This is a genomic window from Acinetobacter sp. ABJ_C5_2 (assembly GCF_044538485.1).
Classification (GTDB): Bacteria; Pseudomonadota; Gammaproteobacteria; order Pseudomonadales; family Moraxellaceae; genus Acinetobacter; species Acinetobacter nosocomialis_A.
This window is the reverse complement of the sequence record NZ_JBIUCS010000002.1, coordinates 448,231-462,340: the sequence shown is the minus strand read 5'-3', so window position 1 is coordinate 462,340 and position 14,110 is coordinate 448,231. Positions and strand designations below refer to the sequence as shown.

At 35.3% G+C, this 14,110-nt stretch carries 11 protein-coding genes and 1 pseudogene; 7 read left to right on the top strand and 5 right to left on the bottom strand.

What is annotated here, in order from left to right; genetic code table 11:
- The first annotated feature begins 12 nt into the window (after positions 1 to 12).
- Positions 13 to 1,446 carry a PLP-dependent aminotransferase family protein gene (locus tag ACH8JV_RS04840; protein ID WP_396519974.1) on the top strand — a complete coding sequence of 478 codons (1,434 nt, stop codon included), beginning with the start codon at positions 13 to 15 and terminating at the stop codon, positions 1,444 to 1,446.
- A 24-nt stretch (positions 1,447 to 1,470) separates the two neighbouring features.
- Here ACH8JV_RS04840 and ACH8JV_RS04835 read toward each other — a convergent pair whose 3' ends face one another.
- Both ACH8JV_RS04835 and ACH8JV_RS04830 read right to left on the bottom strand, forming a co-directional pair.
- Entirely contained in the window at positions 1,471 to 2,016 is a 546-nt protein-coding gene (locus tag ACH8JV_RS04835; RefSeq protein WP_396519972.1) for an NADPH-dependent FMN reductase, read from the bottom strand.
- 102 nt (positions 2,017 to 2,118) lie between these two features.
- Positions 2,119 to 2,733 (bottom strand): annotated as a pseudogene (locus tag ACH8JV_RS04830) (ATP-binding protein); the annotation flags it as partial.
- 263 nt (positions 2,734 to 2,996) lie between these two features.
- Between ACH8JV_RS04830 and ACH8JV_RS04825 the strand changes: the two are divergent.
- From ACH8JV_RS04825 to ACH8JV_RS04815, 3 genes are all read left to right on the top strand, one after another.
- Complete coding sequence (locus ACH8JV_RS04825) at positions 2,997 to 4,862, top strand: hypothetical protein (protein ID WP_396519970.1); 1,866 nt, start codon at positions 2,997 to 2,999, stop codon at positions 4,860 to 4,862.
- Positions 4,863 to 4,935: 73 nt separating this feature from the next.
- Positions 4,936 to 7,020: an AAA family ATPase gene (locus tag ACH8JV_RS04820; protein WP_396519968.1), complete on the top strand. Its 2,085-nt coding sequence runs from the start codon at positions 4,936 to 4,938 to the stop codon at positions 7,018 to 7,020.
- Between the two features lie 115 nt (positions 7,021 to 7,135).
- Complete coding sequence (locus tag ACH8JV_RS04815) at positions 7,136 to 8,623, top strand: hypothetical protein (protein WP_396519966.1); 1,488 nt, start codon at positions 7,136 to 7,138, stop codon at positions 8,621 to 8,623.
- A gap of 5 nt (positions 8,624 to 8,628) precedes the next feature.
- On the opposite strand, the gene ACH8JV_RS04810 is transcribed toward ACH8JV_RS04815, so the two are convergent.
- The 3 genes from ACH8JV_RS04810 to ACH8JV_RS04800 all read right to left on the bottom strand — a co-directional run bounded on the left by ACH8JV_RS04810 (position 8,629) and on the right by ACH8JV_RS04800 (position 11,405).
- Positions 8,629 to 9,447 (bottom strand): hypothetical protein, encoded by an 819-nt coding sequence (locus tag ACH8JV_RS04810; protein ID WP_396519964.1) that lies wholly within the window; start codon positions 9,445 to 9,447, stop codon positions 8,629 to 8,631.
- A gap of 177 nt (positions 9,448 to 9,624) precedes the next feature.
- The gene (locus ACH8JV_RS04805) at positions 9,625 to 11,112 is read right to left on the bottom strand and encodes a YifB family Mg chelatase-like AAA ATPase (RefSeq protein ID WP_396519962.1); all 1,488 of its coding nucleotides are present in this window, start codon (positions 11,110 to 11,112) and stop codon (positions 9,625 to 9,627) included.
- 65 nt (positions 11,113 to 11,177) lie between these two features.
- The gene (locus ACH8JV_RS04800) at positions 11,178 to 11,405 is read right to left on the bottom strand and encodes an accessory factor UbiK family protein (RefSeq protein ID WP_002048939.1); all 228 of its coding nucleotides are present in this window, start codon (positions 11,403 to 11,405) and stop codon (positions 11,178 to 11,180) included.
- Positions 11,406 to 11,684: 279 nt separating this feature from the next.
- On the opposite strand from ACH8JV_RS04800, the gene glnK reads away from it, so the two are divergent.
- From glnK to nrdR, 3 genes are all read left to right on the top strand, one after another.
- Entirely contained in the window at positions 11,685 to 12,023 is a 339-nt protein-coding gene (gene glnK, locus ACH8JV_RS04795) for a P-II family nitrogen regulator (protein ID WP_000780326.1), read from the top strand.
- Positions 12,024 to 12,080: 57 nt separating this feature from the next.
- Entirely contained in the window at positions 12,081 to 13,478 is a 1,398-nt protein-coding gene (locus ACH8JV_RS04790) for an ammonium transporter (protein ID WP_311070224.1), read from the top strand.
- A 162-nt stretch (positions 13,479 to 13,640) separates the two neighbouring features.
- Positions 13,641 to 14,099 (top strand): transcriptional regulator NrdR, encoded by a 459-nt coding sequence (gene nrdR / locus ACH8JV_RS04785; RefSeq protein ID WP_000543541.1) that lies wholly within the window; start codon positions 13,641 to 13,643, stop codon positions 14,097 to 14,099.
- The last annotated feature ends 11 nt before the right edge of the window (positions 14,100 to 14,110 follow it).

Below are 14,110 nucleotides of genomic sequence, written 5' to 3'. Positions count from 1 at the left end.
GATGGGGCGAATATGCTAAGACCTTGGCAAATACATTTCCGCATTGATGAAAGAGAAGAAAAAACGGTTTTTCTAAAACTGACCAACTTGATTAGTCAGGAAATTTTGAGTGGCCGTTTAGTACAGGGCACTATGCTGCCGGGGTCTCGCAGCCTGTCAAAAGAATTAGGAATTAATCGAAAAACGGTACAAGCAGTTTATGAAGAATTGGAGGCTCAAGGTTTGCTTGTGACTCGGCCTCGAAAAGGCACATTTGTGGCAGATGTTTTACCGGAAAAAAAGCCTCAAATAGAGCCAAGAGCTGATCGAAAAGTTAGTGATAAACCAATAATTCAACAAGTTGCTCAGCGGCCCCATAACGATGGTGTACCAGATCCGAGGCTTATTCCATATGAATTGTTTTCGAGGGCCTATCGACATGCACTGATTAAAATTACTCAAAACCAGTACATGGGATATGGTGACCCACGAGGTATGATTGAGTTAAGACAAGCCTTACAGCAAATGCTCTCGATGGAACGCTTTATGAATGTTGCCGAAGATGAAATTTGTATTGTACGTGGTAGCCAGATGGGAATTTTTCTTGCATCTCGTGCATTACCTAATCGGCAGGGCGTTATTGTTGTTGAAGAGCTTTACTATCCATCTGCTTTTAAAGCATTCCAATCAAATGGTTTTCAGGTGGTTTCTGTCAAATTAGATGAACAAGGTATTGTCATTCAAGATCTCGAACGGATTTTAAAAGAACACTCGGTTGCTGCCATTTATACAACTCCGCATCATCAATATCCTACAACTGTCACGATGACAATGAATCGTCGTCTTCAACTCTTAGAGCTTTCAAAAAAATGGGACTTTTATATTATTGAAGATGACTATGATCATGAATTCCATTATGACAGCCGACCTATGCCACCCTTAGCAAGTTTGCCTCATTCTGAATTAGTCATTCATGTGGGTTCATTGTCTAAAGTTTTTGCACCCGGTATTCGCTTGGGTTACATCGTGGCATCTTCACCAATCATTCAATCCATTACTGAAGATATTTTATTGATTGATCGGCAAGGTAATAACATTACGGAACTTGCGTTAGCAGATTTAATGCAGCGAGGGGAGATCAAACGACACATCCGTAAAATGAAAAAAATATATCAACTACGCCGTGACCATGCCTTAGCTGAGTTTGAGCGAGTTTTTGCTGAGTCTGTTCAGATACAACCACCTGCGGGCGGAATGGGTTTATGGGTGAAGTTCCAGAAACCATTTACTCAAGATCAGCTTATAAAGTTAAAACAACTCAATATTGATACAGAGCATAAGTTTAAACAAATTGGGTCTTCTAATTGTTGTATTCGCTTGGGTTTTGCTGCTTTATCAGAGAAAGAAATTACTGCTTTAATCGAGAAGCTAAATGAGATTCTTAATAAAAGAACAATGAACTCATAATCTGCTATTTCATTTTAAGAAAGTTCACTCTAATTGATCGTGATACTTTTGAATTTCTGAGACAAAGCTAAGCAGGAACGGTGTAATTTGTGACTTATATTCTTCAGTATGTAGCATTTCAAAAATTTGTTCAGGCGATTTGCTAAGAAGAGAGAAGCGTAAAAATAAATCTTCAAAAAAATTGCTACTCACTGTCGAAAGTACTCTTCTTAAAGAAACTAACATGTCATCACCGCGATTAGATGCATGAACTAGAACAATCGGCTTGTCTATGATTTCAGTACGGGAAACCATCCAGTCAATTGCATTTTTAAGACCACCTGGAATACAACGAATATATTCAGGACTTGAGATAATAATGCCGTCTGCGTCAGAAACCGATTTGATGAAATCTTCCACTACAGTAGGCGTTTTTTCTCCTTCATTATCTGGAGAAAAGATAGGAAGACTATTAATTTGATCGAAAACTGAAAACTCAATACTGGACGGTGCTATATCCTTCATTGCTTTTAATAGCGCTGTATTGGTAGATACTTTTCTTGCACTACCCGAGATAGCCAAAATTTTCATAGCATCCTCTTTTTGCCTTTTTATTTAGGCATTAATAAATTCTTTAATGAACAACTCATATATATATATTAAAAAAGCGGATACACGATCCGCTTTTTTATTTTAAGAATGATTGCCTCGATAAGAGAGTGCTTCTGTGAGATGAGGACTTTGAATCATCTCACTTTGAGCCAAATCGGCAATGGTCCGTGCTACTCGTAAAACCCGATGATAAGCACGTGCAGATAAATTTAAACGCTGCTGAGCCATTTCAATCATTCGCTGTGACGTGTCATCCAGAATAGCGAACTGCTCTAATTGTTTAGGCGAAAGCGCTTGATTTAAACAATTTTGTCTTTGCATTTGTTGTTCATAAGCTGAAATTACACGCTGTCTTACAGCCGTAGAACCTTCAACAGGCGTTGGATCTTGCAGTTCCTGAGCTTTTAAAGGTGGCACATCAATATGTAAATCGATACGGTCTAGTAATGGCCCTGATATACGGTTTTGATAGCGCTTAATACTCTCTGGTGAACACTGACAACGACTGTCTTGATTAAATGCGTAACCACATGGGCAAGGGTTCATCGCTGCAATGAGCTGAAAGTTTGCAGGATAAGTAATTTGCCGCGCTGCTCGTGAAATAATTATTTCTTTTGACTCAAGCGGCTGGCTTAAAACTTCTAATACTTTGCGATCAAACTCTGGAAGTTCATCTAAAAATAAAACGCCTAAGTAATATATTGAAACAACAGATAATATCAACACTTTTAAGTTCTGAATCAACTGTTAAAAATCATCTATTATAAAAAGTATTTACCTATATGCATAATATTGAATTTCCTAATTATTTAAAGAATGTGGATATTGTCAGATTGGTATGTGTAAAAAGTTCAGTTAGGTTAAAGGGTATAACCTTTTACCTTGGGTAGGATAGCTTGAACTTTACAAAATTAAATGCTACTAATGATTGAATTATAAGCAATTTGACGGTTAGTAGAGTGCTAGTAGAAGAATTTCCAGATGATAAAATTGAACGTATAGTCTACGCTACAGGTTCTATTCCGATTACGGATGATTTCGTATCAAATCCTCTAGTAAATATCTTTCTTGTACCAGCTCCTTGGCATTCTAAAACACATGAACCACAACTAATTCAAATTCCGATTGCTGAGCTAGATGTAGTGAGAAGAGGTACTGTTTGGCGTGGCAAAGAAAAAATCTTATATAACAAAAAAATTGGTGAAAGTAGACAACATCAGGATTTTTTTGAATTTAATAAATATTCAAAGGAAAAAGGTGGTGAAGAAACAGAAGTAGATTTTGAAATAAAAGTAATCCCCAATGAAAGCAAGATGATGAAATTTGGGTCGCAAGATGATGATGGGAACTACCTTATTCCATTTTCTTATTTTTCTTTGCCTCTAAATTATAACGGTCAGCCTAGAACTAAAGAAAATGCTAATTATCTAAATCAAGTAAATGTTAAAAATAGTTTTTGCAATGTCTTTACTGATAATGGCATCGAATATGTTATCCCATGTCTAGAAATTTTTACCGCTTTGTATGCTCCCATGAGAAAAGAGCTAAGGCGTATGATCCTGACACATACGAAAGAGGAAATTATTTCAAAGTATGTAGATAGAGATAGTGAGGATTTTAAAATAGGCTCTGATAAGCAAATAACTTTAAGACTAAAAGAAAATTTGGGGGATAGTAGCGCAATATTTCTTGCACACTTATTATTGTCTGATCATACAAATAAGGTATTCGATGAATTTAAAAAAAGTATAGCTTCTAAAGAAAATGATCATCTTAATGTAAGACTTGAAAGCTATTTTACAGGTGAAACAAATATTACTGGCAGGGGAATTTGGTTAAATGAGGAAAAAACTAGATTATTAGTACTTCGTATAGAGTCATTCCAACTTCCAACAGATATTCAAGTAAATATTATTGAAAAAAGAAAACTGAAAAATCCAAAAAACAAAGGATCATCGAATGATAGTAATCAGGGGGAAGAAGAAATAGAGGTTATAAGAACTGTTGTTAAAAAAAAGAAAATTAATCTCACCAATGAACGACCAAATGGCAAAGGTGATAGAAAAAATTATGTACTTTCAGAAGTTCAAACTTCTGCATTAGATGGAACAATAATAAGAACTGTTGAGATGGAATACTCTGAAACAGATGAGGATGCAAATGACAATGAATCTACATATGGTAAAGAAGAAATTAAGATTGTAGATCCTGATAAAGAAGAACTAATTAATGCTTCATCAGGAGAAAAACATACCCACCAAGGTGGAAAAGTGTGGACGAATGAAGTTAAACAAACCAATATTTTGAAAGATCCTCAAAGAGTTCCTCTTGACGTTTTTAATGCAATAATTGAATTGAATCAAGAAGATGATTCTTTTTTTCTGAAAATAGCTAACAAAGATGGCATTGTTTCAAGTTTAATTGATGACTTTAAAATTAGTTATTCTGATTATCGAGGCATTGATGAAAATACTTGGGTTCTAAAGAATAAAAAATACCGAGAAATAATACTTCTTCAATTGTATTTTATATATAAAAAGTTTGAAAATTTTGATTCAAATATGAATTATTATTTAGTTGAGATATTAAGACGTGAAAACTCTTCAGATAGTAATACTGGCTATTTAATAAAATTACCTTATAAATTAGGAAGTAATCACCTTCGAGAACTATTAATAGATTTGGCTGATACACAAGGTCGGTTAGATGAGAAAAAAGATGGTTCTGTTAAGCCTTTTAAACATTCGAAAGGTGGTCTTACTTGGGGTGCAAAAATGAAAAAAACAATTCTTGAAAAGTTTGAAATCAAGTTGGTGGACAATTAGGTTTAAGTTTTACTGATTATAGACTTGTACATATAAGCTATAAATTTTTTATTATAATTATGAGGGTTTGACAGTGTTATTGACTGGATTTCAAGTTGAAAATTTTAGATCAATTGATAAAAGTGAATGGATCGACGTAGAAGACGTTACTGCTTTAATTGGTACTAATGAATCAGGGAAAACTAACTTATTATGTGCTTTGTGGAAGCTTAACCCTGCAAGTAAAGATGGGGACATTAATCTCTTAACTGATGCACCACGTAAACTATATAGTCAGTTGAGGGCTAGTAATAAGGAAACAGTATTTATCCGTACTGAATTTTTATTGAATGACGAAGAGTCTCAACATGTTTCTAATTTAAGAAAAAGACCACCAAATGAGGTAAAAAAAGTTTCTGTTTCAAGAAAATATGATGGTGGATACTATGTTAGTTTTCCTGATGAAAAATCTCCTACTTTAAATCCAGATATTTTTCAGGAATTTATAGAAGAAAGAATCAAAAATATACAAGAACTACAATTGTTAAAAAGTGAAAATGAAGAGAAGCGGGATAATTTCTCTGATGTTTTTAATCAGCTTAAAGACTTATTTGAAAGTTCAGTAATCAATAAGGTACTTATTGATAACGCCAGTTTAATTTTATCAAATTTACGTGATGAGAAAGAACCAAAAACAAGTGAGTTAACTAAAACTTTAAATGAAACAGAAAGCTTTTTAAAAGATCATTCAACTGAAATTGATAGACCTAGTGATGATGAATTAGCTAATTCTAGACTCTATATCGTTAATAATCTTCCAACTTTTGTGTATTACTCAAATTATGGGAATTTGGATTCTGAAATTTATTTACCTCATGTTATTGAAAATATGAGTCGAACAGATTTGGGGGCAAAAGAGTCTGCCAAAGTAAAAACATTAAAAGTTCTCTTTGATTATGTGAAACTCGAACCTCAAGATATTCTGGATTTAGGACGTTCAGATTCAGATGATGAATTGTCAGAGGAGGAAATTGAATTAAAATCCAAAGAAAAAAAAGAACGTAGTATCCTTCTCCAATCGGCATCTACTGAGTTAACTGCAAAGTTTAGAGATTGGTGGAAACAAGGTGAATATAGATTTAGATTTGAAGCCGATGGAAATCATTTTAGAATTTGGGTGTCTGATGATAAAAGACCTGAGGATATTGAGCTAGAAGGACGTAGTACAGGTTTACAATGGTTTCTGAGCTTTTATTTGACATTTTTAGTAGAAAGTAAAGATTCCCATAAGGATTCTATCTTGCTATTAGATGAACCAGGTTTATCTTTGCATCCATTAGCTCAAAAAGATTTATCATTATTTTTTAGAAATTTATCTAAAACAAATTTGATACTCTATACAACTCATTCACCTTTTTTAGTAGATTCTAATCATTTAGATCGAGTGAAAGCCGTATTTATACAAGATGATGGAACTACAAATGTATCTTCTAATTTAAGAGCAAATGAATCTAATCCATCACAGACAAAATCAATTTATCCTGTACATGCTGCATTAGGTCTTAGTGTCTCTGAGATGCTATTTAACAACTGCACACCTGTTTTGGTAGAAGGACCTTCTGATCAAATATATCTCTCAGCAATAAAAACCTTGTTAATTGCATTTGGTGAATTAACGCCTAAGAAAGATATTATTTTTGTTCCTGCCGGTGGTACTAGAGGAGTAAAACCAATTGTTAGCCTATTGACTGGTAAAAATGAGGAATTGCCTAAAATTCTTCTTGACTCAGATAGTCAAGGAGAACAAATGGTACAAGCCTTAAGAAAAGATCTTTATAAGGATAATCCAGAATATGTGTTAGAAGTTTCAAAAATTGTAGATATGGAGCAAGCTGAAATAGAGGATTTAATACCTGCAAATGTAATAATTAAAATGGCAAGATATCAGTTGCGTTCAAATAATCCCGATGTCGAGTTCGAAGATGTATATGAAGAAGGTAAGCCTATTTTGAAGCAGTTGGAAAAATTTGCTCAAGATAATGAGATTCCTTTGGAAAAAGGATGGAAAGTTGATTTTTCTAGATTGGTAAAAAATAATTTATTAAAAACAGATAAAAACAAGATTGATCAGAATGATCTAGAGAGATGGAAGGCACTATTCGAAAAGATATCTATTTAGGATATTTTAAAGTTTAAGTGACATAGTATGTTTTTTGTACTTATTGTAGTATTCTTTATTAAATCAAGTGTTTGCTTCGACTTGCACTTGTTAACATTAAGTATTTAGGATAGAAATGAACTCTTTATCAGATTTAATAATAGTTTTTTTTAAAGTGCTAACTGTGAATTACAGTCTATATTTGGGGAGGATTAAAACTCATTATCCATCAAAAGCGTTGCTAGCGAAGATTATTGAAAATGACAAGAAAATTTCAGAGCTATCTTTAAAAATTAATGAAATAATGTCAATAGCTTCTAACTCTGTTAATGAAGAAGATATTATACAACTAAATATAATAAATAAATTGTTGGATAGAATGGATTGTGAGAAAAGGATCGAGCATATTCCTTTTGAAAATAAAGTTGATATAAAAAAGTATCCTTTATATTTTTGTTGTATAAAAGCTTTAGATTATGCACTGGATACGGTGGAATATAACGATAGTTATCATGATGAAGATGGTAATATTGTATCTAGTCAAATAAAAATAATAGTATGTAATATTTTGAATAAAAGGAGTTTATTTCAAAAATATACTAATGTTTTAAAAGATGATATCGATTTTATTTGTGAGGTTAGAGATAATGGTGGTGAGGATCTGGAGGATTTTCAATATGAAGCTTTGCTAATATTTTTGTTAATAAAAATATATATACTAAACTATTTAAATATTTCTTTGAATTATAGTTATGAGAGGAAAGTTGCACATTATACTAATATTGATGTTGCAATGATGCTGATAGAAAAAAATACAAAATTAAGACTAGTATCTCCAGAATTTATGAATGACCCTTCAGAAGGAAATATGTTATTTAAATTTATGAATATTAGCCCTGAAAGCTCAGATGATTTAGGTAAAGAACAACTTAACTTTTTTTCTTGTTTTACGTTTAATCATAATTCCTTAAATCAATTTCGATTGTATGGTCGGAAGGAACTTATTGAATGTTCAGGTGTCAGTCTAACTATAAATAATAAATTTTTTCAAGAAAATGACTCTTTTAACTTATATAGGTGTATTTATATAGAACCAAAGACAGGCTATCTAGAGGTAGCAAAAAGAAGTAAGTGGTCATTTTTTCAAGAATATGCGGATACAAAGTCAATAGATGACATTGAAAGACTTTATTGGAGATATAGTAAGAGTATTACTTTAAGGAATAAGCTTTTAAGCCATGGTGTTTTATTAATGAAAAGTTTGGCTAATATATATGATAATTCAAAAAATAAAATATTCTTAAAGATATTAGATCATATATTAACATCTTTAAAATTTCTATTTAAACATTTTTCTTTTAAAGAAGAAGAGGAGTGTAGGTTGATGACAATAGGTACGCTATCATCACCAAGTGTTACCTATGATAAGAAATTAAATTCAACATATATTGAATATAGCAAAGATGTAAGTGATTATCTTGATAATATATACTTAGGGGTGGCTTCGAAAGATTTACTAACCGCTATAAAGATTTCTGCTTTAGGTAAATGTTCAAATTTACCAAAAATTAAAGTTTCAGATAATCCTTATAGGGTGTATAAAACAATAGATAAATTATCTTAAATAATTTATCTAGTTTCTATTGGTTTTATCTTATGCAGGATGTTATTTTTAAAGAAGTCATACGGATATAAATTATCAAATTTAATATTTTGTATTTTTTCTAATGATTCATCTGAGATGCCTGTTGCTATAGGAATAAACTTCAACTTAGTGCCGTCATTGATATACCCAGTACTGTAAATATATTTTTGAAAGTTGGTTATTTGATTGAAATGGTTTTCTATTAAATTTTTGTCATTTCCCTTTACTATGATTGGATTGTAAATATCGGTTATTTCAGGGTGATGCCTTTTGATGCTTTTTCCAATAAAATAATTAGGCAAGTAGTCTGCCTCATTTTTTTTATAATGTTGGTACTTGATTGTTAAATCTATTACATTAAATGGTGGTGCATAAACCCAAGCATGAGGGGCTATAAAATCACCTGTATCTATAGCCCAAAAGTGTGTTTGAGGAAGGTTGGCTTCATTAGGATAGTTGATAGTTAAACTTCCTTTTATCACACAATTCCAAACACCGAGTTTATCTAGAATTCTAGATATAACTGTACTTACATCTACACATGCTCCTAAGGTGCTATTCTTTCTAATACTATTGTAAAATAATTTGCAAATTTCTTTTATTATTTGTTCTGTTTGTTCTAGATATTGGTTTGAATAGCTTCTTTTATTAACATATGCAGCATATAGTTCTAAAAACTTAGGATCTTTTTTTTCTTCATTTATAAAAGTTTTATGGTCATAAAAACCTGGAGTATAAAAAGGTATTTTCTTTTTGATAAGAAGTTCTTCTATTTCTGTTAATGATAATTCTATATATTCCATATTTTTGACCCTAAATTTACTAATAATTATTAAATTTATCAATGAACATTAGCAAATGGTAGAAAAATATTTTGTACAGTGGAATTAATTTTTAGAATTAACAGCAGTAATAACTTCTTTGATTAACGACTTATATAAATATTAAAGAACAGCGGACTCATCATCCGCTGCTTCATTTTAAGAATGATTGCCTCGATAGGAGAGTGCTTCTGTGAGATGAAGACTTTGGATCATCTCGCTTTGAGCCAAATCAGCAATGGTCCGTGCTACTCGTAAAACACGGTGATAAGCACGAGCCGATAGATTTAAACGTTGCTGTGCCATTTCAATCATTCGCTGTGAAGTACTATCAAGGACAGCATATTGTTCTAGTTGCTTCGGTGAAAGCGCTTGATTTAAACAATTTTGTCTTTGCATTTGTTGTTCATAAGCCGAAATTACACGCTGTCTTACAGCCGTAGAACCTTCAACAGGTGTTGGATCTTGCAGTTCCTGAGCTTTTAAAGGTGGCACATCAATATGTAAATCGATACGGTCAAGTAATGGCCCCGATATACGGTTCTGATAGCGCTTAATACTTTCGGGTGAACACTGACAACGACTGTCTTGATTAAATGCGTAACCACATGGGCAGGGATTCATCGCTGCAATGAGTTGAAAGTTTGCAGGATAAGTAATTTGCCGAGCTGCTCGTGAAATAATGATTTCTTTTGACTCGAGCGGCTGGCGTAAGACTTCTAATACTTTGCGATCAAACTCGGGCAATTCATCTAAGAATAGAACACCTAAGTGGGATAATGTAATTTCACCCGGTTTAGGGTGAGATCCGCCCCCAACTAGTGCAATTGCTGATGCTGTATGGTGGGGTGCACGAAAAGGACGCTGTCCAAAAGTATGGGGCGTATTTGAAATCGAATAAATGCTAGCAACTTCAAGCGTTTCTTGAGTAGAAAGTGGTGGCAAAATTGAAGGAAGACGTGAGGCGAGTAAAGTCTTACCTGTGCCCGGTGGTCCTTTAAAGAGCAAGGAGTGCCCTCCAGCGGCTGCAATTTCCAGTGCACGACGTGGGCGTAGCTGACCTTTTACATCTGCAAGGTCAAATTTATACGGCATGTCATTTGAGCGGGAAGAGGATTGCACCTGAGATAGCTTAGTACTTCCTAAAAAGTGCTCACAAACTTCTTTTAAATGGCTCACCGGATAACACTCAAGATTTGGTAAATGACTAATATCCTGACTATTATCGACTGGTAAAACAATTTTATGCTGAGCTTGCTGGCATGCCATGGCCAAAGTTAAAGCGCCTGAAACTGGTCTTACATGACCATCTAGTGCTAACTCTCCAATAAATTCAAAGTCTTCAGTGCAGTTCTCTGGAAGTTGACCTGAGGCAATTAATATCCCTAATGCAATCGGTAAATCTAAACGTGAACCATCTTTGGGCAAATCTGCGGGAGCAAGATTAATGGTCAGCCGTTTAGTCGGAAACTGAAATCCACTATTAATAATGGCTGAGCGAACCCTGTCTTTACTTTCCCTCACTGCCGCTTCAGCTAGTCCTACAATCGTCAGAGAGGGTAAGCCTTGACTCACATGCACCTCTACCTCTATGAGAGGGGCTTGCAAACCTAAAAGTCCCCGAGTATAAATTTTAGAAAAAGACATCTTATTGTTCCATTATGGTGCTTAATTTTTAATCGTTGTAAAGTATAAGTGCGCTACATTGGTGCTTATTTTTTATTCTTTAAAGTTTCTTCTAATAGACTCACTTGTTTTTGTAGCTCTTCTAAACGTTGGTTGGCTAAATGAAGTGCAGTTTTTTGTCTTTCGATTTCTTGTTTAGATACGAGGTCTAATTTCTCGACAGTTTCATTTAATAATGCACGTAAGTTTTTTTCTAAATCTTTTTTAGGCTCGTCAATTTGTTCCAAAATAGCCTGTAATAGAGTTTCTAGCATGAGATATCCAAACTGTTGTATTACCTTATGCTCGCCAGTTTAACACTGCTTGAATCTCGGATATAGGCTTCTCGGCTTTTCCATATTGGATAACGATAAAACGAAATAAAAACAGGACTGCAAATTCATTTTATTTTTAGTAGCTCATCTACATCTTGATAACTAAATAGGTTATAAAGAAAGCTCATGCAAAAGATTCATCTCCTCCAACCTTTGAAATATTGGCATGAAAATTGAACATAAAACCTTACTGGTGAAAAGAAGCCGAAGGAAACAAACATGAAGCTTGTAACTGCAATTGTAAAACCGTTTAAATTGGATGATGTGCGTGAAGCACTCTCTGACATTGGTGTACAAGGGATTACCGTAACTGAAGTTAAAGGTTTTGGTCGTCAAAAAGGGCATACAGAACTTTACCGCGGCGCGGAGTATGTGGTTGATTTCTTACCTAAAGTAAAAATCGAAATTGCGATTAGCGATGAAATGGTCGACGCAGTAATTGAATCAATTACACGTGTGGCAAGCACTGGGAAAATCGGCGACGGTAAGATTTTTGTGACTAACCTGGAACAAGTCATCCGTATCCGTACGGGTGAAACAGGACCAGATGCTGTCTAAATTGGCACAAAGCTTGCTGAGCAATAAATAGCTCGCAAATGAGGTTGGGGGACACGAATGAAAAAAATGCTTATGGCGCTGAGTCTAACAGGCGCACTTTTGGGTGGTACTGCCGCTTGGGCAGAAGAGACTGTAACAACACCGACATCTGAGGTTACAGCAACATCAACGTCTGCAGCTCCTGCAACAACTGCAGCAGCACCAGCCGCCGCAGTAACTCCGGCAGCTCCAGCACCGACACCAAAACTCGATACCGGCGATACATCTTGGATTTTAGTGTCAACAGCTTTAGTACTGTTGATGACGATTCCTGGCTTGGCATTATTCTACGGCGGTATGGTCCGTAAGAAAAACGTCTTAAGTACCATGATGTTCAGCCTTTCTGCTGCAATTTTGGTAAGTTTGCTTTGGGTGATTGCGGGTTATTCAATCGCGTTCTCTGGCACAGGTGCATACTTTGGTGACTTGTCTAAAGCTATGCTCAATGGCGTAGGCTTTAATGCACTAAGTGGAACAATTCCTGAAAGCTTGTTTGTTATTTTCCAAATGACTTTTGCCATCATTACTGTCGCAATTTTGAGTGGTTCGATTGCTGATCGTATGAAATATTCAGCTTTCATGGCCTTTATTACAATTTGGGTACTTGTGGTTTATGCGCCAATTACTCACTGGGTCTGGGCAACAGATGGTTGGTTATTTAAAGCAGGCGCATTAGATTTTGCTGGTGGTACAGTTGTACATATCAACTCTGGTGTTGCAGGTTTAGTCGCAGCTTACATGCTTGGCAAACGTATTGGCCTTGGCCGTGAATCTATGGCACCGCATAACTTAACTTTAACTGTAATCGGTGCAAGCTTACTTTGGGTGGGTTGGTTCGGCTTTAACGGTGGTAGTGCTTTAGGCGCTGGTGCTCGTGCAAGTATGGCAATTTTAGTAACTCAAGTTGCTGCCGCTGCTGCTGCGTTCTCTTGGTTAGTTGTAGAACGTATGATTCGTGGTAAAGCTTCTGTATTAGGTGGTGCATCTGGTGCTGTGGCTGGTTTGGTTGTGATTACACCAGCAGCTGGTTTCGTCGGTGTCGGCGGAGCTTTAGTGATGGGCTTAATTGGTGGTGTGGTCTGCTTCTGGGGTATTACAGCACTTAAACGCTTACTCAAAGCGGATGATGCATTGGATGCCTTTGGTTTACATGCAGTAGGTGGTATTGTCGGCGCGATTTTAACTGGCGTGTTCTATAGTGATGAAATCATCAAAGCAGCTAGTGTAACTTTAGCTCCAACATTTGCAGGTCAATTGTGGGTACAAGTTGAAGGTGTACTTGCAACTATGGTTTACAGCGGTATTGCAACTTTCATTATTCTTAAAGTGATTGATATTGTGATTGGTCTGCGTGTTAATGCCGATGATGAACGTATGGGTCTGGATTTAAGCCAACATGGCGAACGTATTGAATAATTCGTAATATATCTGCTGTCTTAAAAAAACAGTCTTGCGCTGTGATCAAAGCGATGCTTTGATCTTGCTCAGGACTGTTTTTTTGTCTCTTAGAATGCTGGTTCTGTAAGTGTAGAAATTTTGCTACACTAGGTCAAAGTAATTGACCCTATTAAGTCCGCTATGCATTGTCCATTTTGCAACGCCGCAGATAGTAAAGTCATCGATTCGCGTCTAGCCGCAGAAGGTTGTCAGATTCGTCGACGTCGTGAGTGTGTAAGTTGCGGTGAACGTTTTACCACTTTTGAAAGCTATGAAGTGGTGATGCCCCGTGTGATCAAATCGAATGGAAAAAATGAACCGTTCGATGAGGCGAAGCTACGTCGTTCGCTTATGCATGCCTTACAAAAGCGTCCAGTGACACAAGAGCAGATCGAAACGGTTCTAAGCGATATTCAATTACAGATTCGCCGTTTAGGTGAGCGTGATGTTAAGTCTAGAACTATTGGCGAAATTGTCATGCAATCTTTATTTGCACTTGACCACGTTGCCTATGTTCGTTTTGCTTCGGTTTATCAAGACTTTCAGGATGTTGAAGCGTTTCGCCGTCAAATTGAGCAAATGCAACAACGTGAGCACTAAACATTTGAGAT

What these genes read in the sequence shown, in the direction of transcription:
- ACH8JV_RS04840 (WP_396519974.1), top strand. Translation starts at nt 13, where the DNA reads ATGCTAAGACCTTGGCAAATACATTTCCGCATTGATGAAAGAGAAGAA.
- ACH8JV_RS04835 (WP_396519972.1), bottom strand. Translation starts at nt 2,016, where the DNA reads ATGAAAATTTTGGCTATCTCGGGTAGTGCAAGAAAAGTATCTACCAAT.
- ACH8JV_RS04815 (WP_396519966.1), top strand. Translation starts at nt 7,136, where the DNA reads ATGAACTCTTTATCAGATTTAATAATAGTTTTTTTTAAAGTGCTAACT.
- ACH8JV_RS04810 (WP_396519964.1), bottom strand. Translation starts at nt 9,447, where the DNA reads ATGGAATATATAGAATTATCATTAACAGAAATAGAAGAACTTCTTATC.
- ACH8JV_RS04805 (WP_396519962.1), bottom strand. Translation starts at nt 11,112, where the DNA reads ATGTCTTTTTCTAAAATTTATACTCGGGGACTTTTAGGTTTGCAAGCC.
- ACH8JV_RS04800 (WP_002048939.1), bottom strand. Translation starts at nt 11,405, where the DNA reads ATGCTAGAAACTCTATTACAGGCTATTTTGGAACAAATTGACGAGCCT.
- glnK (WP_000780326.1), top strand. Translation starts at nt 11,685, where the DNA reads ATGAAGCTTGTAACTGCAATTGTAAAACCGTTTAAATTGGATGATGTG.
- ACH8JV_RS04790 (WP_311070224.1), top strand. Translation starts at nt 12,081, where the DNA reads ATGAAAAAAATGCTTATGGCGCTGAGTCTAACAGGCGCACTTTTGGGT.
- nrdR (WP_000543541.1), top strand. Translation starts at nt 13,641, where the DNA reads ATGCATTGTCCATTTTGCAACGCCGCAGATAGTAAAGTCATCGATTCG.